Raw genomic sequence first — 24,639 nt, forward strand, 5'->3', positions numbered from 1 at the left:
AGTATGATCTATGTGGAACGGCTACTAACTCTCAATATCTTCATTTGAATGATTCAAAAGTAAAATAATAGCTTCAATTTGAAATATATTTTAGACCAAAGGCTTAATTAAAACGATAAACGTACAATTTTAACAAATAAGTCTATCTCCAGCCACCACCTAAAGCTCTATACAGATTAATAACAGCTTGTAATTTTTGCAAATTATCGGCTACTCCACTTAATTGTGCCGCTAAAAGATTTTGCTGTGATGTCAATACATCCGTATAATTCGTTGACGAACTATATTCTAAAAGCTCTTGTGTAAAATCTACTGCTTTTTCTAAAGCTGCAATTTGTTTTGCTCTCGAATCTTCTTTTTCAACAGCCATTTCATACGAATACAATGCATTTGAAACTTCCTGACCTGCCACTAAAAGACTTTGCTGGAAATTATTGTAGGCTTGCAATTGTTGCGACTGAGCTGTTGTCAATCTCATTTTATTAAGTCCGTTATTGAATAAAGGCTGTGTTAATCCTCCAATAATTGAATAAAAAATGGAATGGCTAAAAAAATCGTTCAGTTCTAAATTTGAAAAACCTGTACTTGCTGTAAGTGTCAAACTCGGATAGAAATACGTTTTAGCTAAATTAGTCGACTCAAAAGCAACTCTGAAATTAAATTCTGCTTGACGAACGTCCGGGCGGTTATTTAATAATTGTGCAGGCATTCCGATTGCGATTTTTTCAGGAATAATTTGTGTCCCCAAAACACCTCTATCAATTGGTCCAGGAGCTTGTCCTAGCAAAATATTGATTGCATTTTCGGTTTCGCGAATATTTTGCTTCAAATCTGGAATCAAAACTTCGGCTGCATGCTGATTCGCCTCACTCTGAACAACTGCCGCACCAGTTACGATTGCGCCTTCTTTTAAAGCTTTAATCGTTTCTACATTTTCAATACGGGTTTTTAAAGTCTGTTCTGTAATTTCCAATTGTTTATCGTATGCCAAAAGCAAGAAATAATTATTCGCGATATCAGCAATCAATTGTGTCTGAACGGCTTGTTTTGCAGCATCAGAAGCTAAATAGGTCGCCAGTGCGGCTCTTTTAGAACTGCTCAATTTACCCCAAACATCAATTTCCCAAGAAGTGCTTACGCCTAATTTATAAGTCGTTGTCAGGGTATTGATGTTGATTCCTGCCGGAAAGTTTAATCCTGCCTGAGACTGTTTGTTATGCGTTACATTGGCGTCTAACTGCAGACTTGGATAATATGCCAATTTGCTCTGACGCAGAGAAGCTCTTGCTTGAACAATATTCTCAATGGCATTTTTTAAATTCAGGTTCTGATCTAATCCTTTTTGAATTAGAGCATTCAGCTTTTCATCTTTAAAAACAGTATTCCAAGGCATATCTGCAATTGTCGTAGAATCGGTTGAAGACTGATCTCGGTACAATTGGTCTGTTTTTAATGTCGTGGGACGTTCGTATTTCTTGGTAACAGAGCACGCACTGATAAGCGCAGCTGTTATTACCAGTAAAATATATTTATTTGAACTATTCGTCATTTTTCTTGTAATTAAATTTTACTCTTTGTGAGCTTCTATTAAATGAATTTCGTCTTCATCATCATCGTCATCATCATAGCCATCTTTTGCCGGACCGCTTATTTTTTCCTGTAAAGTTTGGAAAATGATAAACAATACTGGAATTACGAAAACTCCTAAGATTGTTCCAATTAACATACCTCCAACGGCTCCTGTACCAATCGATCTATTTCCTACAGCTCCCGCTCCAGAAGCAAACATTAAGGGAACCAATCCTAAAATAAAGGCAAAAGAAGTCATCAAAATAGGTCGTAAACGTGCTACAGCTCCTTCGATTGCAGCTTGCACTATTGGAAGCCCTTTTCTTCTTCTATCCAAAGCAAATTCGACAATCAAAATACCGTTTTTAGCCAGAAGACCAATCAACATGATTAAAGAAATCTGCAGGTAAATATTACTGTTCAATTTGAAAATAATGGAGAACAAATATGCTCCTGCCAATCCAAACGGAATGGAGAATAATACGGCAAATGGCAAAATGTAACTTTCATATTGTGCACTTAGAAGGAAGTAAACGAATACCAAACATAAAATGAAAATAAAAATCGTTTCTCCTCCAGATGCTAATTCCTCACGCGTTAATCCAGAAAATTCATAACCATAACCCGCAGGAAGATTTTCTGCCGCCACTTCCTGAATAGCTTTAATAGCATCTCCAGAACTGTAACCTGGTTTTGGTGCTCCAGTAATCGAAATTGAGGTAAATAAATTAAATCTCGAAATAGATTCTGGTCCAAAAACTCTCGTCATTTTTACAAACTCAGTAATTGGCGCCATATTTCCTGCACTATTACGGACAAAGATCTTATTCAATCCTTCGGTATTGGCTCTAAATTCTGGTGCTGCCTGAACCATTACACGGTATTGTTTCCCGAATTTGTTGAAATTGGAAGCATACAATCCACCATAGTATCCTTGCATCGTTGATAAAATGGTATTTACCGAAACTCCCGCATCTTTCGCTTTCGCTAAATTAATATCCATCATATACTGAGGGAAACCAGGGTTGAATGGTGTTGTCGCGTATTGAATTTCTGGACGCTCAGATAATTTGGCTAAGAATTCGTTATTTACTTTATAGAATTCAGCTGTTGTATGTCCACCTTTATCTTGCAATTGGAATTCGAATCCTCCACTTTGTCCAAAACCTTGAATAGTTGGAGGTGAAATAAAGAAAATATTTGCTTCACGAATACCGCTTGTTTTAGCAAAAAGCTGTCCGATTACATCATCGACACTCAAATCACGTTCGTCCCAAGGTTTCAATTTCACGATAACCATACTGTAAGCACTACCTGCTCCAGCGGTAAAGTTCTGCCCCACAATGCGAAGTGTATTTTTAACTCCTGGAATGGTTTTCGCAATGCTATCTACTCGCTTTGCAATGACATCCGAACGTTCCATAGAAGCAGATGGCGGTAAGCTGATGTTAGCAAAAACAGTCCCCTGATCTTCTGAAGGAACGAAAGCCGAAGGCGTAGTTTTCATCATATAAACCAATGCCAAACCAGCAATTACAATCGATGCTAATGCAATCCATTTTTTAGCAGAAAGAAAACTTACCGAGCGTTTGTATCTTGCCGTAACATTATCGAATGCAACGTTAAATGAAGTGTAAAAACGCTGCAAATAACTTTTATGTTTATGGTCATCAGCGTGCGGTTTCAATAAAAGCGCACATAAAGCCGGACTTAATGTCAAGGCGTTTACTGCAGAAAGAATAATCGCAACTGCCAGTGTAATACCAAACTGTTTGTAAAAAACTCCTGTAGATCCTGTAATAAAGGTAACGGGAATAAATACCGCAGCCATTACCAATGTAATCGAAATAATCGCTCCAGAAATTTCGTCCATTGCGTGAATAGTCGCTTTTTTAGCCGATTTATATCCGTGATCCAGTTTGGCGTGAACGGCCTCGACGACCACAATTGCATCGTCGACCACAATACCAATGGCGAGTACCATCGCAAAAAGCGTCAATAAGTTAATCGTGAATCCGAATAAATTCAGGAAGAAAAACGTTCCTACAATTGCAACTGGAACCGCAATCGCCGGAATTAATGTCGATCTAAAATCCTGAAGGAAAATAAATACTACAATGAAAACCAATATAAAGGCTTCAACTAAAGTATGAATTACTTTTTCTATAGAAGCATCCAAGTTTTCGTTAACATCCACCATGATGGTGTATTTCATTCCTTTTGGAAAACTTTTCGCTGCTTCTTCAATCAGTTTTTTAGAATTGATGATTACATCACGCGCATTTGATCCGGGAGTCTGGCTAATTGCCATTGCTGCCGATTCCACACCGTTTGTTTTAATAGTTGACGAATAACTTAAAGACCCAAGCTCTACTTTGGCTACATCTTTAAGTCTTAGCATCTGCCCGTTTCCAACCGATTTTATGACGATATTCTCAAATTCCTGAGCGCTTGTTAAACGTCCTTTGTATTTAATTACATATTGAAATGCCTGATTTCCGTTTTCACCAAATTTACCTGGCGCTGCTTCAATATTTTGTTCTGCCAATGCAGCCGAAATATCACTCGGAATCAGTTTATATTGCTGCATTATATCTGGTTTTAGCCAGATTCTCATGGAGTAATCTTTCGCACCAAAAACAGTTACATCTCCTACCCCAACAACACGCTGGATTTGAGGCACAAGGTTAATCTTTGCATAATTTTGAAGAAACGTCTGATCGTATGCTTTATCATCGCTGTATAAAGAAAAGATCAATAAGTTACTACTCTGGCTTTTGGTTACCGTAACCCCAGCCTGAGTTACCTCTACAGGCAGTAAACTAGTCGCGCGAGAAACCCTGTTCTGAACGTTTACCGCTGCTAAGTCAGGATTGGTACCAACTTTAAAGAAAACTTTTATCGATGCGTTACCATCATTTGTTGCTGTAGAAGTCATGTACGTCATGTTTTCTACACCATTAATTTGCTCTTCAAGCGGAATCACGATACTTTTCAGTACCACATCGGCATTGGCTCCGGTATAACTTGCCGCAACGTTCACCGTTGGCGGTGCGATATCCGGATATTGGGAAATCGGTAACTCAATTAGGCCTAAAACACCTAAAATAACGATAATAACAGATATTACCGTCGAGAGTACGGGTCTTTGTATAAATTTTTTAAACATTTCTTTTATTTTAAATCGGCGTAAACTGTTTCTGGGCTTTGATTTTGAGGTTTAATTTCAGTTCCTTCTTTTAATGAAGCAACTCCTTCCAATACAATTTCATCACCAGGTTTCAAACCACTCGTCACCACATAATAGTTTCCTGCTGAATTGTCAAGTACAGTGATATTCGCATTTCTTGTCTTTTTGTCTTTACCAACAACTACTGCGAACATTTTATCCTGAAGTTCAAAAGTGGCGCTTTGCGGTATTATAATGGCATCTTTAACGAAATTCGGAATCTGCACTGTTGTACTGCTTCCGCTTCTGATAACTCCTTTTGGGTTTGGGAAACGTGCTCTAAAATTTACGGTACCTGTTTCTGTATTGATTAATCCGTTTACAGTTTCTATTTTTCCTTTTTGATCATAAGTCGACCCGTCAGAAAGCACTAAAGAAACTTCGGGCATACTTTTTATTTTTTGATTTAATGAACCTCCTGCATCTTTTGTGAAATTTAGCAGTACTTTTTCATTCATGGCAAAATAAGCATAGACATTACCAATACTTGAAACTGTTGTTAAAGGCTCTGCTGTATTTGAACTTACCAAACTTCCTAAACGAAACGGAATCGAGCCTACAACTCCATTTACAGGGCTCGTTACAGTGGTATATCCTAAATTAACTTTAGCATTTACTAAAGCGGCATTGGCCTGAGCTAAAGATGCCATAGCCGACTCATAAGTGTATTGAGCAGATTCTAGATCGTATTTGCTGATAATCCCTTTTTCAACCAATGGTTTCACTTTATTTACAGCCAATTTTGCCGAGCTTACCTCTGCCTGAGCGCTTTTAATGCTTGCCGTTGCAGTACGAACTTGCTGCTCATACTCTGGAGCACTGATTTTAAATAATGGTTGTCCTGCTTTTACGACTGCTCCTTCATCAACAAAAATTTTATCAATATAACCTTCCACTCTTGGGCGGATTTCTATGTTTTGCTGTCCTTGAATACTAGCAGGAAAATCGCTGTTCAAAGTCGCTGATTCCGGCTGTAATGTCACAGTTTTATATTCTTTAATCTGCGGTGCACCTCCGGCCTGAGCCGATTTATCATTTTTACCGCAAGAAGCGATAATAAGTGATGCTGCGAGAATGCTTAAAAATGATGGCTTATTCATTGTGAAAAATGTGTAGTTATCGATTATATGCCAACAAAAGAAATAAAATATTACGCACGAAATTTTTCAAATAGACGAACAGCAAGAGACAATCGATAAAGATAAGATGAGAACCGATGGAATTTTTCAAAATATTAAACAACTGTTTAATTTTTATCTTATCGGCTCTAAAATGCTTTTTAGAGACTCTAAATACGGTTTTAGCGATTGCTCAAAATTTGTATTCAAATAAAATGTAATATTGTCGATATAAACTATAAATTGTAATGACACCGAATATTTTCAGACCTTATTTATTTACCGGATTACACATTCTTGGCTGGTCTTTATTAGGATATCTGATGCTGTTTTATATTCCGCTTACTTGGAATGTTGTGCTTCCGCAAGTATTCTGGCTTTGGCAGAGCATAGTGCTAATTTTACTAATGGTTCTATTTTATTCTACAGCAAAAATCATAGTTCCAAAAACCATCATAAAAGACAATACTTCCCCTTTCTTGCTTTGGGCATTTGCGGCTGTTATTGCCATGCAGCTCATCGCTTATTTCTATACCTCACAAACCGATCTTCATAATCAGATTATGAAAGCCATTGGTTTTAAAAAATATAAAAATCCTTATTTTGACAATTATGTTTTTACTTTGACATTATTGGTTTTAGGAATAAGCACCAGTTGGGCCATGTTACAGCATTGGCAAAAAGCAGCGCAGCATAAACAGAAACTCGAACAAGACAAAACTGTAGCTGAGTTAGCAATGCTAAAAGCGCAAATAAATCCGCATTTTTTCTTTAATTCGCTTAATAGCATCTATTCGTTAACGTATACCAACATTGAGGATTCTAGAAATGCGCTTCATACTTTAAGCCGCATGATGCGCTATTTGCTTTACAGCACGGAAGAAAAAACAACTTTGCTGAAAGAAGCTGAATTTATGAAAGATTTCATTGCTTTAATGAAACTTCGCGCCAATAGCAAACTGACCATTACAACAGATATTCCTGAAAAAATACACGATTACCCAATTGTTCCGATGTTATTATTACCTTTAGTAGAAAATGCTTTTAAACACGGCGTTCATGCCACAGATAAAAGTGAGATTTACATAAAGCTTACACAAAATGAAAGCGAATTGGAGTTTGAAGTAGAAAATACTTATTTCGAAAAAACAGCTGTTTCTGATGTGGGTGGAATTGGTTTAGCCAACACCAAGCGAAGATTACAATTGATTTATCCAAATCAGCATTTTATTTCTTTTGGAGTTACCGATCACGGAACGTATAAAATTAAGTTGAAGATAAATTTAGAGCAATGACAGTATTAAAATGTATAGCAGTAGATGACGAACCATTGGCTTTAAGATTGGTGCAAACTTTTATAGAGCAAACTCCGTTTTTAGAATTAATTTCTACTTGCGACAATGCCGTTGATGCCATGGGACTTATCAGGGAAACAAAACCCGATTTAGTTTTCTTGGATATCAATATGCCCAATTTAAGCGGAATGGAGCTGGCAAGGTTAATACAGGATCAAGCTGGACCATTGCCAAAAATTATTTTTACGACTGCTTACAATCATTATGCAATTGAAGGGTATAAAGTAAATGCTGTGGATTATCTTTTAAAACCTTTCAGCTACGAAGAATTTCTGCGCGCCTCTAGCAAAGTTTTACAATTGTCTGAAGAAGCTAATAATCATTTTAATCCCATTGCTGCTGATGACAAGTTTATCTTTTTGAAAGTTGAATACCAATGGGTTAGAATTTCACTAAAAGATATCACGTACATTGAAAGCCTGAAAGATTATGTAAAAGTACATCTTGAGGATTCTCAGAAAGCTTTGTTATCGCTCATTTCCCTCAAAGCTTTAGAAGAAAAACTGCCTTCGTCAAAATTTATGCGAGTGCATCGTTCTTTCATTGTTTCATTAGATAAAATAAGCGCCATCAGCAAAAACTCCATTTTTATTGATAAAATAGAAATAACAGTTGGCGAACAATATAAGGAAGCCTTTAAAACATTGGTCGATAAATGGCTGAAATAAAATTAGAATTACAAAATCATGGAAAAAAGATCAAACAAATATTACCTTACTTTAAGTCTTAAGGAATATGCAAACGGTGAAACGAAACCAGCAAAAGAACTCGGAATAGAATTTGACAATCACGACGAAATTTTTGGAATCATTGAAAAAATCAAACAAAAAAATATTTTTGCAAACGATTCAGAAGCAGTTCAATTTGCTTTAGGATTAAAATTGTTTAGCGAAATCAAATTAAAAAATCGCAAAAACCCTCTTTTTGACGAATTGAACGAAGTTTTTCCCATTTTCATGAAAAAATTAAAAAGTCTTTAAAATCTTCTTTAAAAATAAGGACTCAGCTCAATTTCTTGTAAAATAATAAATGTTAAATTTCTGCTAAGATGAAGACAATCCAATTCGTATTGGCAATATTTTATCACAATTTTCCGTTCCAATTAAGCATGTCCCACTAAATGCTTTTTCCAAAAGAAGTTTAATTTCTCTTTTGAATTCTACTGCTCCATATAAAATGGCATCAGCATTTAGGCATTCTTAATTGAAAATAAACAGAGAATTCATTCGAAACTGACCATTTCAACCTTAACGAATCTCTATTCTTCTCTTTCGAAATGTTCGATAATGCAAAAATTTATTGTTAACCATTAAAATAAAAGCATTATGATAATTCAAAAAAGTATTTTTCTTCTTGCAGGAATTCTTGTTTTAGGCAGTTGCTCTAATAACGACAATACTGACGGAGGCACAGATCCAGGACCAACGGGGCCTCCTGTAGAAACGGGAGCGGCAAATACGACTTATCAGCCCGCTTTTGCAGGGCAGACACGCGCAGGAAGTATCCAAACTACCACCGAAATTGAATCTAAAATTATTACCAGCGGCTTAAGCGCTCCGTGGGGAGTTGCTTATCTTCCTGACGGACGTCTGCTTGTAACTGAAAAAGCAGGCAAAATTAAAATCGTAACTCAAGCAGGTGTTATCAGTAATGCCTTAACTGGCGTTCCCGCTGTTAATCCAGATAGCCAAGGCGGATTGCTTGGAATTTGTCTAGATCCTGCATTTGCTACAAATAGAATGGTTTATTGGGTATTCTCTGAAGTTGTAGGGGGCGGAAATATTACCGCTGTTGCGAAAGGAAGAATTTCAGACGACGAAAAAGCAATTGAAAATGCAACCGTAATTTATCGTTCTAACACGCCGAACGCAAGCACACTGCATTACGGAGGGCGAGTTCTATTTGATAAAACTGGAAATTTATTTGTAAGCATTGGCGAGAGATCAGTTTTAGAAACACGTCCGTTGGCGCAATCTGTAACAAGCAGTTTGGGTAAAATTGTTCGTATCACAACAAGCGGACAGGCAGCACCAGGAAATCCAGCGTTTACTCAGGCTGGGGCTCTACCAGAACTTTATACCATCGGACATAGAAATCCACAGGGATTAGCTATACATCCAACTACAGGCGAATTATGGCAAAGTGAGCACGGGCCTAGAGGCGGTGACGAAATTAACCGAATTAAAGCTGGAGCAAATTACGGCTGGCCAACAATTACTTACGGAATTGAATATAGTGGTACGAAAATTGGAGAGGGTATTACGCAGCAAACCGGAATGGAACAGCCTGTTTATTATTGGGATCCTGTAGTTTCACCAAGCGGTATGACGTTTTACGCCGGAAAGCGTGTTCCTGAATGGCAAAATAATCTTTTTATTGGTTCTTTGAGCGGTATGCATATTGTACGCTTAGCTTTTAAAGACAATAAAGTGGCTGGAGAAGAAAGATTATTGGCTGGAGAAGGACAAAGATTTAGAGATATTACACAAGGAAAAGATGAAGCATTATACGCCGTTACCGATCAAGGAAGACTTTACAAAATAGATAAAAAGTAAACTTGTTCATCTATACATGCCAAAAAAACGCCCCAAATATGGGGCGTTTCGTGTTTTTAAGATTTTGTTTTTTTTAGTTTCAGGTTTCAGGTTTCAAGTTAAACGCAACGGAATAAAATCTGAAACATGGAACTTGAAACCTGAAACCTGAAACAAAAAACTTAAGCTTTTGCTTTTCTTTTTACCGTACAGCCAATTTCTTTCGTTTGCGTAATTGCTGGTTTCTGTCCGCTTTTTAATGACGCGATTACATCTTCGGCATATTTTATTTTTTGAGGATTATTCCCTTCTGGATCATTATCGATTGCTCCAACATATTCAACAACATTTCCTTTTGCTGTTTTAGAAACGATAAAAATATGAGGTGTACGCTTTGCTCCATACTCATCCGTAATTTTCTGTCCTGGATCAAACAAATATGGGAAAGGATATTTTTTGTCTTTTGCTAAATCTTGCATTTTAGCAAAAGTGTCTGCCGTAGAAGCTTCTGGATCGTTTGGATTAATTGCAATCACTGGATATCCTTGCGGTTTAAATTTTTTATCCAAATCGATAATTCTCTTTTCATATCCAATTGCGTATGGACAAGTGTTACAGGTAAAAACTACAATATATCCTTTTGCATCTTTAAAAGTTCCGAAAGAAACTTCTTTATTGTCCACATTTTTCAGTTTGAAATCTGGAGCTGCATCGCCCGCTTTAAGTGTTACCGCATTTTGTGCGTGAGATAGAAATGCAGAAAATGCTAATGCCAATAATAAGATTATTTTTTTCATAATGGTTTACAGTTTTTTATATTCAGTTAATAATTGTTCATAGGTAAATTCGCTTTCGACAAATTTTCGTTTGTCATTTTTAATAAAAAGTGTTGCAGGAATACTTCCAGACCAACTCGGATCAATTCTATCAATAAATTCTTGTGGGCTGCTTTCATTTAATAAAAAGACTTCATTCTTTAGATTCTTTCTTTTCACAAATGGAACTACGTTGGATTCTAATTTCGATTTAAAATCTAGACTTACTAACAAAACAGCCAGTTTTTCTGCTTTATGATCTGCTGCTAATTTCTCAAAATGCGGTAATTCTTTTATGCACGGCGCGCACCAAGTTGCCCAAAAGTTAACAACATAAGTGCTATCTTTTCCGTTTTTAATTCTTTCATTAAGCTGATTAATATTAATTAGCTTCACATTCTGACTATAAGCAGAAACCGAAATAATACCGAATAAAAACATATAGAAAAGAGACTTAATTTTCATAAGAAGAATGCTTTAGAATTAATTTGTGTCTTACAAATATAAACTAATGAAATCTTACTTTTTGTTAATGAAAGTTTAATGATTTTTTTAGGTACCAAGTTGCAAAGAGGCAAAGTTTATTATACCGATCCAAACCTATTTATTCAGAAATGAAATCCCCTAGATTCTAGTCATGTTTTCTTGACTAATTGACTGGCTATGATATTCTGCTCAACTTTGCAGCATGTTCATAAATCCGAGAGTACCTTTAAAAATTACTATGAAAATACTGTCGATACTATTAATCCTGATTTTCAGTGTAAACTGTCAGTCACAAACAAATTCTAAAATGAGTGAAGACAAAACAAATCCGCTATTATGCGATCCTGTAAGCGGAATGTGCGAAATGCCTGCTGGCGAAAAAACGAATGCAAAAGCGGTTATTCCAGCAGAAAACAAACCAGTCAAGATCATTTACTATACCGATCCTATTTGCTCTTCTTGTTGGGGAATTGAACCTCAGCTTAGAAAATTAAAACTAGAATATGGCGACTATTTTGAAATTGACTATCGAATGGGCGGCTTATTGCCTGATTGGAGCTATAATAGTGGCGGAATAAGCAAACCTTCTGATGTTGCGCATCATTGGGACGAAGCCAGTTTGTATTACGAAATGCCAATTGATGGAAATGTTTGGCTTGAAGATCCGTTAGATTCTTCTTATCCGTCATGCATTGCTATGAAAGCAGCGCAAATGCAGAGTAAAGAAAAAGCTGTAAAATTTATGCGTATTCTTCGCGAAGAATTATATCTAAACAAAAAGAATATCGCAAAATGGGAAAACCTAGCAGAAGCTGCAAAAACTGCCGGATTGAATGTGGAAAAATTAAAAACGGATTATGATGGAGATGCTAAAAAGTTTTTTCAAGAAGATTTAAATCTAGGAAAAACTCTTGGTGTACGAGGTTTTCCAACTTTATTTTTGGCCGATGCCGATAATAACCAGCTGACTGTTTATGGCTCTAAACCTTATGCCTCTTATGAAAATGCTTTATTAGCCTTATTTCCTGAAGCAAAGAAGAAAAAATTCATGAATAGTAATTCATTGTCCATTTTTGAAGTTTATCCAACACTTGCTCCAAAGGAATATGCTGCTATTCACGATATTTCTGTTAGTGAGGCAAAAATAATTCTAGAGGAATTATTCAGCCAAGGAAAATTGGATAAAAAGACGATTAAAAATGGTTCGCTTTATATTAAAAAATAAGTAAAAATGAGAATATCTTATCGAAACATCTGATTGCCAAAACATATCACCTTAAAGTAATCTTTAGAATTACAAAAGAGGTTCTTTAAAAATATACTCTTTATCATATTCAATCTCAAAAGCTCTCAGCTGTTTCTGGTATTCTTCTAAAAAAAGTTTCTTTCTTGTGATGTTCTTCTTGGTTTTGAATATATCGAATGACATTTGGCACATGGCTTCTTGAATATGAAAATGCTCCGTAACCTTCTTGCCATGAGAAACCAGCTGACAATTTTTGCTCTTTAATCCATTTGCTGGTTTCTGTTTTTACATTCTGCACTAAATTAGAAATAGATTGTGTTGGACGCATCCCTATAAAAACATGTATATGATCTGGCATACTATTAATACATAACATTTTATGATTGTTTGCTTGAATTATACCCGTAATATATTGATGTAATTTGTCTTTCCATTCCTTTGCAATTAATGCTTTTCTGTATTTCACCGCAAATACAAATTGTATGTGCAATTGCGTATATGTATTTGCCATTACCAACCAAACGTCCCTACGGAACGAAAAAACATGATTAATTAAAGTTCTACCGATGAGATGTTCCTAGCGGAACATTTCTTTTCTCAACAAATGCAAATTTTAAAAATAATCACTTTTAATATGCCTTCTAAAAGTTTTTAGAATATTATTTTAAGACAAAAAAGTTCCACAGGAACATTTCTTTCTAGAATAGAAAAAAATAAAAAATGTTCCGCTAGGAACATCTCATCGATAGACAAAAAAAATGTTTGTCGAGTTTCGTCCCGTAGGGACGTTTGATTGGTTTATTAATTTCCTTCAAAATCAAATCCGCTACAACATCCAGAAAATATCAATCCAATAAAAAAATGTTCCGCTAGGAACATCTCATCGGTAGACAAAAAAAAGTTTTGTCGAGTTTCGTCCCGTAGGGGACGTTTGATTGGTTTATTAAATTTCCATCAAAATCAAATCGGCTACAACATCTATTGCTTGATTGATAATACTTTCTGGAGATCCTTTAAACTCATAACGTTTGGCAATTTGTTTTTCTCCAAAAATAATATGAATAAAAATAGTCCCCACAGGCTTTGACTCGCTTTCACTTCCTCCTGGTGTTGTCAGTCCTGTTAACCCGACACAGATATCCGAACCCACATAGCGGTAAAAATTTTGAGCCATTAACTTGGTTACCTCTGCAGATTCTGCACTATACTGTTCAATGGTTCCCCACGGGATATGAAGCAAATCTTCTTTCATTGAAGAATGATAACATACTATTCCTCCTATGAGAATTTTTCCCGAATTAAGAACTGTCGAAAATTCGTAACACATTTTTCCAGCCGAAGCGCTTTCCGCAAATGATATTGTGAGGTTCTTTTCTATTAAAGTCTGACAGCATGCGGTTACCTTATCTGACGCCATATTGATTTTAAATTTAATTACACGTTAATTTCAATCCAAATGTAGATTGTTACGACATAGTAAACTTACATAATTTCTTACAATATTTACATTATAAGTAACTGTTAATTATGCAACTATGGCTTATTTTTTTATAAGAACTTCCTTCTCCTAACGCACTAAATTTGTAAAAACAGCTTTTAAAGTCATTTATAATCCGAAAAAAATGTAAAAGCCTAAATGCCATGACTTTTAAAAGCAGGACAAGACAATTACAGTAAACTGTAAAGATTTGCAGGTTTCACTATGAAGATTCAATCTTTGAAAAATTAACAATCAAAAAAACACTATTATGGAAAAGCAACACAACCATGATTATGGTCAATTTGATCCTGATTATATCGAACAAAATACTCTTCTTGACGGCACTTACTCTAATGAAGACGAGTTTAAACAAGTTTTAAAAAAACATGACAATCGAGAATTTGGCGAAAGCGATCCTGATTATTATGAACAAAATACGCTGATTGACAATGACAATTATGCACGAGATGAAGATCCGTATCAGTATCAGGAAGAGTTTATTGAAGATCCATCGCATCCTAAGGGAGATTTTGAGCCGAATACAAATATCCGTTCAGAAAATATTCCGAATCAGGAAAGAATTGTTAATGAAGATGATGCCATTACAAACGATGGTACACAAGATGATTTAAATGATGAATATGATCCTGATTTGGATTATGAAAATGATCTGGAAAAAGACGTCGATCTGGATAAGGATGAAGAATTGGATGATTTTGATGCAGAACATTATCCTGAAAATCACCCAAGAGAATAACAAAATTTCGTAAATTGTAAAGCATTAAGCGATATGACTTTAGCCACTCAAATTGTCTGGCTTTTTGTACTAGCAATTCCAATTGCTTGCATCAGCTGGACTGTCACACACGAAGAGATTTTTAGAGAACCGCATGAATGGTGTGTCAGACATTCTAAAAATGACAAATACATACTGTCAAGGAAGTTTTTTTATCTCCTTACGTGTGAATATTGCTTTAGTCATTACGTTACAATTGCATTTCTGATTATCTGCGGTTATAAACTTTTGTTAAATGACTGGAGAGGATATATTTTGGCAGGGTTTTCTCTAGTTTTTATGGCAAATGTCTACATGAGTCTTTTTGCTCTTTTGCGCCAGGCCATAAAAAAGGAAAAGGTCGAAATTGAGAAAATTGAGAGTGAAACTGACACTGAAAACACTAAAAATTAAAAATAACAAATTAGTATAATTAAAATTAATTGGCATTATGGAGAATTTAAATTTTATAGACCCATTATTACACGGAATTAAACCTGAAAGCAAACCGTTAAATCTGTCAGTAAAACAAATGGTATGTGCTGGAGTTGGTGCTCTTTTAGCATCGGCAGTTTTGAAGAAAACGGGACATCCAAAAGCAAGTGCTGTTGTAGGAAGTCTTGCATTACCAATTTTGGCATCGGCATGTTATAAAAAATATAGTCAAGTATCTAAAGACAAAATTGATGCTCAATCAAGCAGCGGTATCGAATACAATCACTAAAAATTTTATAAACCATCATAAAAAAAGAGCGCTTATATGTGAAATAAGCGCTCTTTTTTATTGGTTACTGGATTAATTTATATTTCCTTCTACCCAGTTTAATGCTTTATTAAAATCAACTTTTTTATAACCACGAAACTCACCTGGAACAATATAGCTAAATCCGTTTGTGAAAGAAATGATTTCGTCTGTATCCGTGACGATTGCTGCTCTATTCCATTTCCCCAAATTTTTCAAACCGAGAAGAGCGTCTTGCAACCAAGCACCTGCTGTAAAATTTTCAATATCAGTATCTAAAACCAACAAAAAATTAATTTCATTAGTTTGTTTTACCAAATGTTCAACGGCTGGAGTTACTGTTGTCACAAAATCTTCTTTTGTCACTTCTGCCAATGCTCTAAAGGCAACAATATTATCTGTAGTATCAATTTGATGTATCATGATTTTTATACTTTTTGAGTTATTAATGATGTTTTCATTTGAGACATTTGAAAATGTAAAATTTCAACTCAAATTTACTTATTATCAATCAGATACGGATTATATTTAACTATTCGTTTATTATATTTTTTTAAGGCCTAAAGGGACAAAGTTCCAAAGAGACAAAGATTTCTTTGATTGCGGAAAATTCTTTGCGTTAGATGCACTGCAGTGCATCTCTACAGTGCAGAAAAAAACTTAGAATCTTAGCATCTCAGAACCTTAGCATCTAAAAAAAAGCCTGCTTTTTTTGAAAACAGGCTTTTTGGAAAAAAAATAAAAAATAAACTAACACACAAACTTTAAAGATTTTAAGTGACAAAGTTTTTTAATTGCTAAAAAATTCATTGTAAATATTAATATTAGATTTAGTGCTTTACTTTGCACCTTTGTCACTTTGTCACTTTGTTACTCTAAAAAACAAACTTAATTGTATCCTTGATTTTGTTTGAATTCCTTAGTCACATCAATTGTTGATTGTGGAATTGGGAATACTCTTCGGTAAGGTTGTGAAGCAGCTTTTGCGGTTCCAGGAAGATCAAATTTTCCGAAACGGATCATTTGCGGTCTTCTGTATAATTCCCAATACAATTCAAAACCAATTTCATTGTATAAAATGGTTTGGTCAATTGCTGTTAAAGCTTTTCCTGGTGTACTTCCATATAAAGATTCTCTTTTTCTGCTGGTACGCAATTTATTCAAATCATCCATTGCAGCACCAGTATTTCCTTTTCTAAAATAAGCTTCGGCTCTCATGGTATAAATTCCTCCTAAACGGAATAATGGAATATCAACATTACTGTTTCCGTTTCCTCCTTCAGGATCAAATTCATATTTAAAAATACGTGCTCCTTGATTGATTTCATTTTGAGCAAAAACTGCTTGAGCTGGATTTTTGAAAGTTAAAGAAGGCGTAAAATCCATTCTCGTCGTTGTACTTTTTTCCATGTATAATGGAGAAACTTTTATACGTCCGTTAACCATTTCCAATGAACCAGATGACAATAAGATTGGTCCATATTGTGGTCCATACTGAATTCCCCTATTAAAGTGAAACCAAGGCAAATTGGCACTTTTCGGTACAATATCAGTTGCTGGAACACTAATATCTGTTCCATCATTCATAAACCATGTTCCATCAGTATATTGGTATTTTTGCTGAAATCTCGGATCGTCATGATTGCCGTCCCATGTTGCAAAAAACTCAGGTGTTGTACAAGCCGCGTTGGTTCCTCTATTTGCAGCAGAAGTTCTCTGGTTACGCTCCATACACACATAAGCAAAACTGTTTGAACCATTTCTGATGTAATCGATCTTTTGAGAAATAGCAAAAATCAATTCTTTTCCTTTGTCATTGTCTCTTGCAAAGTTTTTGAAATAATCACTTTCTAAAGAATATTTTCCAGAATCAATCAATAATGAAGTATAATAAATTACACGATCCATATCTGTTCCTGTACCCGTTGCTGCCGCTTCAGTAAAATTAAAGCTTGAAGATGCATTATAACGATCTTTAAAAACAGCACGATTCAAATACATCTGCGCTAAAAATCCATACGCCGCTTCTTTTGTAAATCTTCCATGATGCGTCTGCTGTGTTCCCATTTCTGCCAAATCTGGCATTAAAGCTTCTACATCTTTTATCAATTGATCAATTTGCGTATCGGCTTTTAAAATCTGTAAAGGCGCATTCGGATTCATCGGGTCTCTATAAGGCGCTTGACCGTACAAATCTAAAGTCGTGTATAAATAATAAGCTAAAAGTCCTTTCGCTTCCGCTAAAAACAATTTCTTCTCTGGAATTGAACTTTCTTCAACTGATTGAATAGCCGTTAGGGAACGCGTAATTCCGTTTGTCAATTTATTCCAGTTATCCACTACAATCGCATTATCCGATTTCCAAGTAAACTCATGCATGTCTCTCCATTTTCCGCCATCTCCCCAGTCACTTCCGCGAGTTGGCAAAATGGCTTCATCTGTCGTATATTCTTGTAAAGAGAAAACACCGCCATGATCTACAAAAGTTCCATCTCCCAAACGGTCATAAGCTGCTGCCAAAGCTCCAGCTGGGTTTGAAGCGTCTTCTCCCAAAACCTCATCCAGAACAACTTCGTCAAGATTGGTACAGCTTGCAAAAAGCCATATAAAAGAGAATATCGCTAATGTTTTAATATTAAAAATTGTATTTGTCTTCATAATAATTATAGTTTTAAAGTTGCTCCAAAACTGAATGTTCTAGAAGTTGGATAACTCGCATAATCAATACCGATAGATTGGTTTCCTCCGTTAGATTTAGGACTGTTGATTAACGGATCGTAACCTGTGTAATTGGTAATCGTAATTAAGTTTTGACCTGTAATATAAAGTGTTAATCCGTTGATCCAGTTCAATCCTTTTAAATCAAAATTGTAACCAATACGAGCTGTATTCAATCGGATAAAGTCTGATTTTTCTAAGAATAAAGTGGACAAAATTGGTGAGTTTGCAGGATTTGCCCCAGACTCATAATAATTTGTAGCCACGTTACGGTCAGATGCAAGGTTATTGATATTTAATGCATTTAAACCTGTGTTGTTCAACAAATAGCCTCCCGTTTGCCCGATGATAGAAAATGAGAATGTAAAGTTTTTGTATCTCATATCACTATTAAATCCGTAATAGAAAGTTGGTAAAGCTCCTTCGATAATGATTCTGTCGCTATTGTCAATTTTACCGTCTCCGTTTTGATCTTTAAAGATATTTGCTCCATTGGCATCAAAACCAATGTGTTCCAACAAATAGAATGATCCCGCTGCGTATCCGCTTTTGTAAATATTCGCATTTACACCCGATTGTCCAGGACCAGAAATTGTTCCTGTCAAAATTTCTGAAACCGGAAGATCTTCAATTTTGTTATGAAGCGTTGCTCCATTCATATCAATATTCCAAGAGAAGTTTTTAGTGTCCACTATTTTTGAACCTAACATAAACTCGATTCCTTTATTGATGATTTTACCATCAATATTCGTCCAGATTGTAGTTGTTGGGCTCAAAGCTTGAGATGGAACATTTAAAATCGCATCGGTAGTCGTTTTATTGAAATAATCCAATGTTCCATATAACTTGTCATTCCATAAATTGAAATCTAGACCAACGTTATATTGCGTTACAACCTCCCATTTCAAATCAGGATTTGGTGTTCTGTTTACAGAAACTCCATTCACTAGATTTAAATCGTCGTATAAATAATATCCATCAGCTCCAGATAAAGAGTAGCTTGCTTGCGTAATTTTGTTTTCAACTTCTTGGTTTCCTGTCTGTCCCCAGCTTGCTCTTAGTTTTAAATTGTTCAAAGTAGAAGAATCTCTCAAGAAACTTTCGTTAGCAATATTCCATCCTAAGGCAAATGATGGGAAATAACCATATTTGTTGTTTTTACCAAAACGAGTAGAACCATCACCTCTCATTGAAGCTGTTAAAAGATATCTGTTATCAAAACTGTAATTCAATCTTCCAAAATAAGACTGCAATTCGTTTTCTTGCGCGTAACCTGTTGTTCCAGATTGCGTGCCTTTAAAACCAGGATTGATTGAAGGCGGAACTCCCTCACCTTGATTTGCGATTCCGTCAATGCTGAAACTTGTTCCTGATCTTTCAAATTTTTGGTATGAAAAACCACCCAAAGCTTCAATTTTATGTTTATCCAAATTCAAATTGTATGTTAGATAATGCTCAACCAAAGAGTTTTTAGAATCTAAATTATTCTGAACATATTTACCTTTCGGATTCAAATCGGTTAAGTTTGGAAAAATGGTTGTGTTTCTCTCCGCCATCGAACGATCGACACCTATATTCAATTTATATTCCAATCCGTCAATAATTCTAAGAGACGCTTCTAAGTTTCCTAAAACTCTTAAAGTTCTAGTCTGATCTTGGTAAATGCTCAACAAATACGCTGGGTTGTAATGCGCATTCATATTGAAATTGGTATAATTTCCATTCGCATCAAAAACAGAACGGGTCGGGTTTGCCATTAAAGTATGCACAATCAATTGTCCGTTTGAACCACCGTCATCACTTGTTGGAACACCGTCATCTTTAGTTTCACTCGCCGTAAGATTCATTTTTACTTTCAAACGTTTGTTATCCAAAAATGATTCTGCTGCATTAATTCTTCCAGAAAGACGTTTGAAATTACTATTGCGAACCACACCTTCCTGATCCATTTGAGCAATCGAAGCGTAATAGTTTCCAGAATCTGTCTGTTTAGAAAAAGAAAGCGAATTGTTTGTTGTAATAGCTGTTCTGTAAATTACATCTTGCCAATCTGTATTTCCACCGTGATCAAACGCTTTATCTTTAATGGCATTTCTATATTCACTTGCGCTTAAAACATCAAGTTTGTTAGCCACAGTTGCAACTCCTGTATAAGTATCAAAAGTTAATGTTCCTTCTCCTTTAGAACCTTTTTTAGTTGTTACCAAAACCACTCCGTTAGATCCTCTTGCTCCATAAATCGCAGAAGCCGATGCATCTTTCAGAACCGTAATCGATTCGATATCGCTTGTATTCAAAAAGTTCAATGGATTTTTAGCCGAAGAAGTTCCAAATCCAACATTACTTCCCGACGGACTCACATCGTCATTTGACAAAGGCACACCATCTACAACAAACAAAGGCGTACTTCCGCTTCTTATAGATCCAACTCCACGAATGGTTACATTTACTCCTGCTCCTGGCTCACCGCTAGTATTTACAACACGTACACCAGCCACTTTTCCTTGTATTAAATTATCTACAGAAACGTTTACACCTTGTTTGAAGTTTGCTGCTTCCAATTGTGTAACCGCACCAGTAACGTCTTTTTTAGATTGTTTTCCGTAACCTACAACCAAAACTTCATTTAATTCCGCTGTATTTGGATCTAATTGAATGGTCATAAAACCAGTTTGTACGGCAACTGTTTTAGTTTTATAACCCATATAAGAAATATCAATCGTTTTTCCTTCTCCAACTGTAATTTCAAATTCTCCATCGAAATTAGTTACCGTTGAATTTGACGAACTTGTTTCTGTAATTGTTGCTCCAGGAATCGGCAATTTATTTTCATCGACCACTTTTCCTTTTACTTTAATTCTGTCAACCGCTTTAGTATTAACTGCTTTTGGCGCGGCTGTTTTTTGAATTAAAACTAGTTTTCCGTTAATGTTATAATTAAAATTGGCTTTTTTAGAAAGATCATTCAAAATCGCCGTAATAGACTCACTGTTATAATTTACTGCATAAACTGTATTATCAGCAATTACAGCTTGTCCATAACTGAATTTGTAGTCAGTCTGCTGCGTTAATTTTGAAAAAATAGAGACAAGGGTAGCTTTTTCTATTTTATTTGTTACTTTTGGCTCTTTTAGCAAATTAGTTTTACTATAACCGCTCTGAAAGGCAAGTAAAGCCAGAACTAAAAAGACAAAACTCTTTAGATTTAAATAAGAAGGTTTAAAATACATGATTTAAGTAATTGTTTTTACGATGCTTAATTATTAATGGCAGTTGTTCCCGCAACTGCTTTTTTGTTTTTAATCCACTTTTACTATTTCGCCATAAACTTTAAATTTTAGGTTTGTGATATAATTTATTTGTTCCAAAACATTTTCTAATGTCGCGTCCTTCTTGATGAATACCGTTAACGGCGTTGCTAATACGTGTTTGTCATCATACTCAAATGAAACTCCGTATTTGTATTGTAAAATGGTGATTACTTGTTTTAAAGTAGTTTGCTCCAACGTCACATCTTCATTATACCAATTCACCAAAAAAGCTTTATCAGCCATTTGTTTGGTTAACTTTTGAGACTCAAATAAAGCTTCCTGATTCGGCACTAAATCTACACTCTGCCCTTTTCCAGAAACATTTACTTTTCCGGTTACTACGATTACCTTACAGTTTAATTTTGATAATTGAATGTGGAATGAAGTTCCTACAACTCTGGTTTGTATTTCACCAGAATGAATAATAAAAGGATGCTGTTTGTCTTTGGCAACTTCAAAAAACGCGTTTCCTTTTAGTAAAGAAACCGTTCTTTGATCGCCTTCAAATTTTTCAGGATACTGAAATGATGAGTTTGCTGCCAGATAAATTTTCGAACCGTCACTTAATTGGATAGATTTGGGAATCGATGACGTTTTAAATGTGATTTGTTTTTGGTTTAAAACATTTGGTCTCAAGAAAAATCCTAAACCAAGTAGAAAAAGAATGCTGGCAGCAGCTATATATTTTAAATAAGGACGGAAAGATCTCTTTCTTCCAATTCTTAATTGAATTTCTTCATAGATATTTTGAGATTCGATTTCTGGGTTTCCCATAAAATCATTATCCCATTTTGAATTCTGATATTCGCTGAAAGCAAAATCATGCAATAAATTTTCTTCTGCTGACGAAGTTTTTCCTCGCGAACTTTTATCCAGCAGATATTCTAAACTATGTTTGATTCTTTTTATCATAATACTTATTACTGCCTATCAGTGTAATTTTTCAACACATAGAATCATAGTTTTTCGCTGTTTGTTAAAGGCGTTTCACTAGTTTAAATAATCATAGTTGTATAGCTATGTGTAAAAACTAGTTTTTTTAAATACCTTTTATTAAAAAGAAAAATCTATGTTTCTATGTGTTAAAACAAAAATTGCTAATTACACTTAACAGACTATTGTTTTATATAAGTACCAGAATCACGAAATCGTACTATCGCCAAATATTATGAAAACATCAAGCGAAAGTTATTTTAAAATTTTTGATTGAAAATAATGAAAGGAGCTAGCCAAGCTAAGTCTTTTAAGCCTTCTCGAAGTTGTTTCACCGCCGATGAAATCTGATTTTTTACGGTTTGTTTAGAAATTCCAAGTTCTTCTGCAATCTGATCTATTGTCATATCTTGAAATTTATACATCAGCAAAACTTCTTTCCTTTTTTCTGGAAGTTTGTCTAATAGAGAATAAAGTAAATCCATCAATTCTGGATCAATTGTCGAAAAATTATCTATAATGTAATCTTCAAATTTTTCTTCTAAAATAGTCTTATCAAAACGATTATTCTGATAATGTTTGAAAACCTGATTTTTTACTGCACGAAACAAAAACGGTTCAATTGCATTAATATTCAGTTCTTCTTTTCTTTCCCATAAATCAACAAAAACATCCTGAACAATGTTCTGTGCCAAGTCTTTATCCTGAGTCATCGTATAAGAAAAAGCGTTGAGCTTTTTCCAATATTGGTTATACGTCTGTTCAAAAATTTCAGGATTATTCATACGGCAATTAGAGGCTTTATACTATCGTAAAATAAGGAAATGAAACTCCAATCTTTTTTGTGTCAATGTTATCTTTAAATTAAAAAACAAACACATTTGATGTAGAAATACTACTTTTTTCAAGCAGAAATAGGAATGTCTTTGCGATTTCTTTTTATTAAACTAACATCAAAATCGAGCATGACATTTAATTTAGTCACTTTCAAAAAATGGAATTTTCTTTTGATGCGTCCCAGTCAAACAGCTTTAATTACATTTTAGAATTATGAAATCATTCTTGTTCACTTTATTATTTGCCAGTGCTTTAAATTTAAGTGCTCAAATGCAAAACGACAATCTGAAAATTAACCAGCTTCAGGTTATCGGATCACATAACAGTTATCGTCACGCGATCGAAACTGACTTATACAATCTTATTCAAGCTAGAGACACAACTCGTTCGCTTAAAGGTTTGCAATACACTCACATCAGCATTACCGATCAATTAAACAAAGGCTTGCGAAATCTGGAAATTGATATTTTTGCTGACGCGAAAGGCGGAAAATATGCACACCCGAAAGGTTTGGATATTGCTAAATCTGAAGAAGCTTACGACCCAAACGGATTAATGAAAAAACCAGGTTTCAAGGTTTTCCACATGCCAGATATCGATTTTAGGACTTCTTGCTATACCTTCGAAATCTGTCTTCAGGAATTAAAAAAATGGTCAGATGCCAATCCAAATAATGTTCCTGTTTTCATTACTCTAGAACCAAAAGACGGCGATGCTAATTTCTTCGGAACAAAACCAGAAGATTTCACCACTGCAGTTTTTGACGAAATGGATAAAGTAATCCGTAAGGAATTAGGAAAAGACAAATTGATTACGCCAGACATGGTTCGCGGAAAATATAAAACACTCGAAGAAGCAGTATTAAACAACAATTGGCCAACCCTAAAAGAAGCAAAAGGAAGATTTTTATTCTTATTAGATAACAACGGCGCAAAAAGAGATTTGTACGCATTGAATCATCCGTCCCTTAAGGGACGCGCCGTTTTTATTAACGCCGAACCAGGAAAACCAGAAGCAGCTGCTTTATTTAGAAACAATCCTGAAGATCCGCAAATCGAAGAATTAGTTAAAAAAGGCTATTTAATACGAACCAGAGCCGATTCTGACACGAAAGAAGCACGTGCCAATGATTATTCCCATTTTGAAGCTGCTAAAAAATCTGGCGCGCAAATCATCACAACCGATTATTATCTGCCAAGCACTTTCTTTAATTCTCCTTATCAGATTAAATATGATTATGGAAGTTATGTTAGAAATAATCCTGTAAACGTGCCTTAATTTTTTTTCTTAACCGCAAAGGACGCAATCCCGATAGCTATCGGGATACGCAAAGTTCGCAAAGATTTTTTTATTTAAGATTACGTTTATAAACTCAAAGTTCGCAAAGCTTTGTGGGCTTGTTTATTTTATAAATCATACTTAAAATCTTTGCGACCTTTGCGAAAAAACTCCGCGATCTCCGCGATCAAAAAAATGATTCCTAATTTATTC

General features: G+C 35.1%; 20 protein-coding genes and 1 pseudogene. 9 read left to right on the top strand and 12 right to left on the bottom strand.

The annotated features are described in order from the left end of the window. Positions 1-142 precede the first annotated feature (142 nt). From BLP44_RS18705 to BLP44_RS18715, 3 genes are read right to left on the bottom strand one after another with little or no spacing between them, the layout of a single operon-like run. Positions 143-1,549 (bottom strand): efflux transporter outer membrane subunit, encoded by a 1,407-nt coding sequence (locus tag BLP44_RS18705; protein ID WP_091135132.1) that lies wholly within the window; start codon positions 1,547-1,549, stop codon positions 143-145. Positions 1,550-1,567: 18 nt separating this feature from the next. Further along, positions 1,568-4,738 (bottom strand): efflux RND transporter permease subunit, encoded by a 3,171-nt coding sequence (locus BLP44_RS18710; protein ID WP_091135134.1) that lies wholly within the window; start codon positions 4,736-4,738, stop codon positions 1,568-1,570. A 5-nt stretch (positions 4,739-4,743) separates the two neighbouring features. Further along, positions 4,744-5,898 carry an efflux RND transporter periplasmic adaptor subunit gene (locus BLP44_RS18715; protein ID WP_008467540.1) on the bottom strand — a complete coding sequence of 385 codons (1,155 nt, stop codon included), beginning with the start codon at positions 5,896-5,898 and terminating at the stop codon, positions 4,744-4,746. A gap of 266 nt (positions 5,899-6,164) precedes the next feature. Between BLP44_RS18715 and BLP44_RS18720 the strand changes: the two genes are divergently transcribed. The 4 genes from BLP44_RS18720 to BLP44_RS18735 all read left to right on the top strand — a co-directional run bounded on the left by BLP44_RS18720 (position 6,165) and on the right by BLP44_RS18735 (position 9,826). Then, positions 6,165-7,211, top strand: coding sequence for a sensor histidine kinase (locus tag BLP44_RS18720; RefSeq protein ID WP_066034295.1), 1,047 nt, complete (start codon positions 6,165-6,167; stop codon positions 7,209-7,211). Next, positions 7,208-7,939: a LytR/AlgR family response regulator transcription factor gene (locus tag BLP44_RS18725; protein ID WP_091135136.1), complete on the top strand. Its 732-nt coding sequence runs from the start codon at positions 7,208-7,210 to the stop codon at positions 7,937-7,939. Before BLP44_RS18720 ends, BLP44_RS18725 begins: the two co-directional genes overlap by 4 nt. An 18-nt stretch (positions 7,940-7,957) precedes the next feature. Then, positions 7,958-8,251: a DUF3861 domain-containing protein gene (locus tag BLP44_RS18730; RefSeq protein WP_008467546.1), complete on the top strand. Its 294-nt coding sequence runs from the start codon at positions 7,958-7,960 to the stop codon at positions 8,249-8,251. Between the two features lie 345 nt (positions 8,252-8,596). After that, positions 8,597-9,826, top strand: a complete 1,230-nt coding sequence (locus BLP44_RS18735; protein WP_091135138.1) for a PQQ-dependent sugar dehydrogenase — start codon at positions 8,597-8,599, stop codon at positions 9,824-9,826. Between the two features lie 161 nt (positions 9,827-9,987). Here the strand turns inward: BLP44_RS18735 and BLP44_RS18740 are convergent, their stop codons facing one another. Together BLP44_RS18740 and BLP44_RS18745 are read right to left on the bottom strand one after the other, a co-directional pair. Then, entirely contained in the window at positions 9,988-10,602 is a 615-nt protein-coding gene (locus BLP44_RS18740) for a thioredoxin family protein (protein WP_091135140.1), read from the bottom strand. A 6-nt stretch (positions 10,603-10,608) separates the two neighbouring features. Further along, positions 10,609-11,085 carry a TlpA disulfide reductase family protein gene (locus BLP44_RS18745; RefSeq protein WP_035691815.1) on the bottom strand — a complete coding sequence of 159 codons (477 nt, stop codon included), beginning with the start codon at positions 11,083-11,085 and terminating at the stop codon, positions 10,609-10,611. A 328-nt stretch (positions 11,086-11,413) separates the two neighbouring features. Between BLP44_RS18745 and BLP44_RS18750 the strand changes: the two genes are divergently transcribed. Further along, positions 11,414-12,331: a DsbA family protein gene (locus tag BLP44_RS18750; protein ID WP_091135142.1), complete on the top strand. Its 918-nt coding sequence runs from the start codon at positions 11,414-11,416 to the stop codon at positions 12,329-12,331. Positions 12,332-12,400: 69 nt separating this feature from the next. Here the strand turns inward: BLP44_RS18750 and tnpA are convergent. Then, positions 12,401-12,863 (bottom strand): annotated as a pseudogene (gene tnpA / locus BLP44_RS18755) (IS200/IS605 family transposase). Between the two features lie 432 nt (positions 12,864-13,295). Beyond that, complete coding sequence (locus BLP44_RS18760) at positions 13,296-13,769, bottom strand: CinA family protein (protein WP_008467556.1); 474 nt, start codon at positions 13,767-13,769, stop codon at positions 13,296-13,298. Positions 13,770-14,100: 331 nt separating this feature from the next. Between BLP44_RS18760 and BLP44_RS18765 the strand changes: the two genes are divergently transcribed. Genes BLP44_RS18765 through BLP44_RS18775 form a run of 3 tightly spaced genes read left to right on the top strand, consistent with a single transcriptional unit; the run spans position 14,101 to position 15,331 of the window. Continuing rightward, entirely contained in the window at positions 14,101-14,589 is a 489-nt protein-coding gene (locus tag BLP44_RS18765) for a hypothetical protein (protein ID WP_091135144.1), read from the top strand. Positions 14,590-14,622: 33 nt separating this feature from the next. Then, a complete protein-coding gene (locus BLP44_RS18770; RefSeq protein ID WP_091135146.1) occupies positions 14,623-15,021 on the top strand; it encodes a hypothetical protein in 399 nt (132 codons plus the stop codon). Between the two features lie 37 nt (positions 15,022-15,058). Further along, on the top strand, positions 15,059-15,331 hold the full coding sequence (locus tag BLP44_RS18775; RefSeq protein WP_091135148.1) for a PrgI family protein: 273 nt from the start codon (positions 15,059-15,061) through the stop codon (positions 15,329-15,331). Positions 15,332-15,403: 72 nt separating this feature from the next. Here BLP44_RS18775 and BLP44_RS18780 read toward each other — a convergent pair whose 3' ends face one another. From BLP44_RS18780 to BLP44_RS18800, 5 genes are all read right to left on the bottom strand, one after another. Further along, complete coding sequence (locus BLP44_RS18780; protein WP_066034288.1) at positions 15,404-15,772, bottom strand: SpoIIAA family protein; 369 nt, start codon at positions 15,770-15,772, stop codon at positions 15,404-15,406. A gap of 465 nt (positions 15,773-16,237) precedes the next feature. Further along, positions 16,238-18,007, bottom strand: coding sequence for a RagB/SusD family nutrient uptake outer membrane protein (locus tag BLP44_RS18785; RefSeq protein ID WP_091135150.1), 1,770 nt, complete (start codon positions 18,005-18,007; stop codon positions 16,238-16,240). 5 nt (positions 18,008-18,012) lie between these two features. Next, positions 18,013-21,297 (bottom strand): SusC/RagA family TonB-linked outer membrane protein, encoded by a 3,285-nt coding sequence (locus BLP44_RS18790; RefSeq protein WP_091135152.1) that lies wholly within the window; start codon positions 21,295-21,297, stop codon positions 18,013-18,015. A gap of 69 nt (positions 21,298-21,366) precedes the next feature. Further along, entirely contained in the window at positions 21,367-22,290 is a 924-nt protein-coding gene (locus tag BLP44_RS18795) for a FecR family protein (RefSeq protein ID WP_091135154.1), read from the bottom strand. Positions 22,291-22,571: 281 nt separating this feature from the next. Further along, the gene (locus BLP44_RS18800) at positions 22,572-23,096 is read right to left on the bottom strand and encodes an RNA polymerase sigma-70 factor (protein WP_091135156.1); all 525 of its coding nucleotides are present in this window, start codon (positions 23,094-23,096) and stop codon (positions 22,572-22,574) included. Between the two features lie 265 nt (positions 23,097-23,361). Here BLP44_RS18800 and BLP44_RS18805 point away from each other — a divergent pair, with 265 nt between their 5' ends. Further along, a complete protein-coding gene (locus BLP44_RS18805; RefSeq protein ID WP_091135158.1) occupies positions 23,362-24,426 on the top strand; it encodes a phosphatidylinositol-specific phospholipase C1-like protein in 1,065 nt (354 codons plus the stop codon). Positions 24,427-24,639 lie beyond the last annotated feature (213 nt).

The sequence above is a fragment of the Flavobacterium anhuiense genome (genome assembly GCF_900101855.1).
Taxonomy (GTDB): Bacteria; Bacteroidota; Bacteroidia; order Flavobacteriales; family Flavobacteriaceae; genus Flavobacterium; species Flavobacterium anhuiense.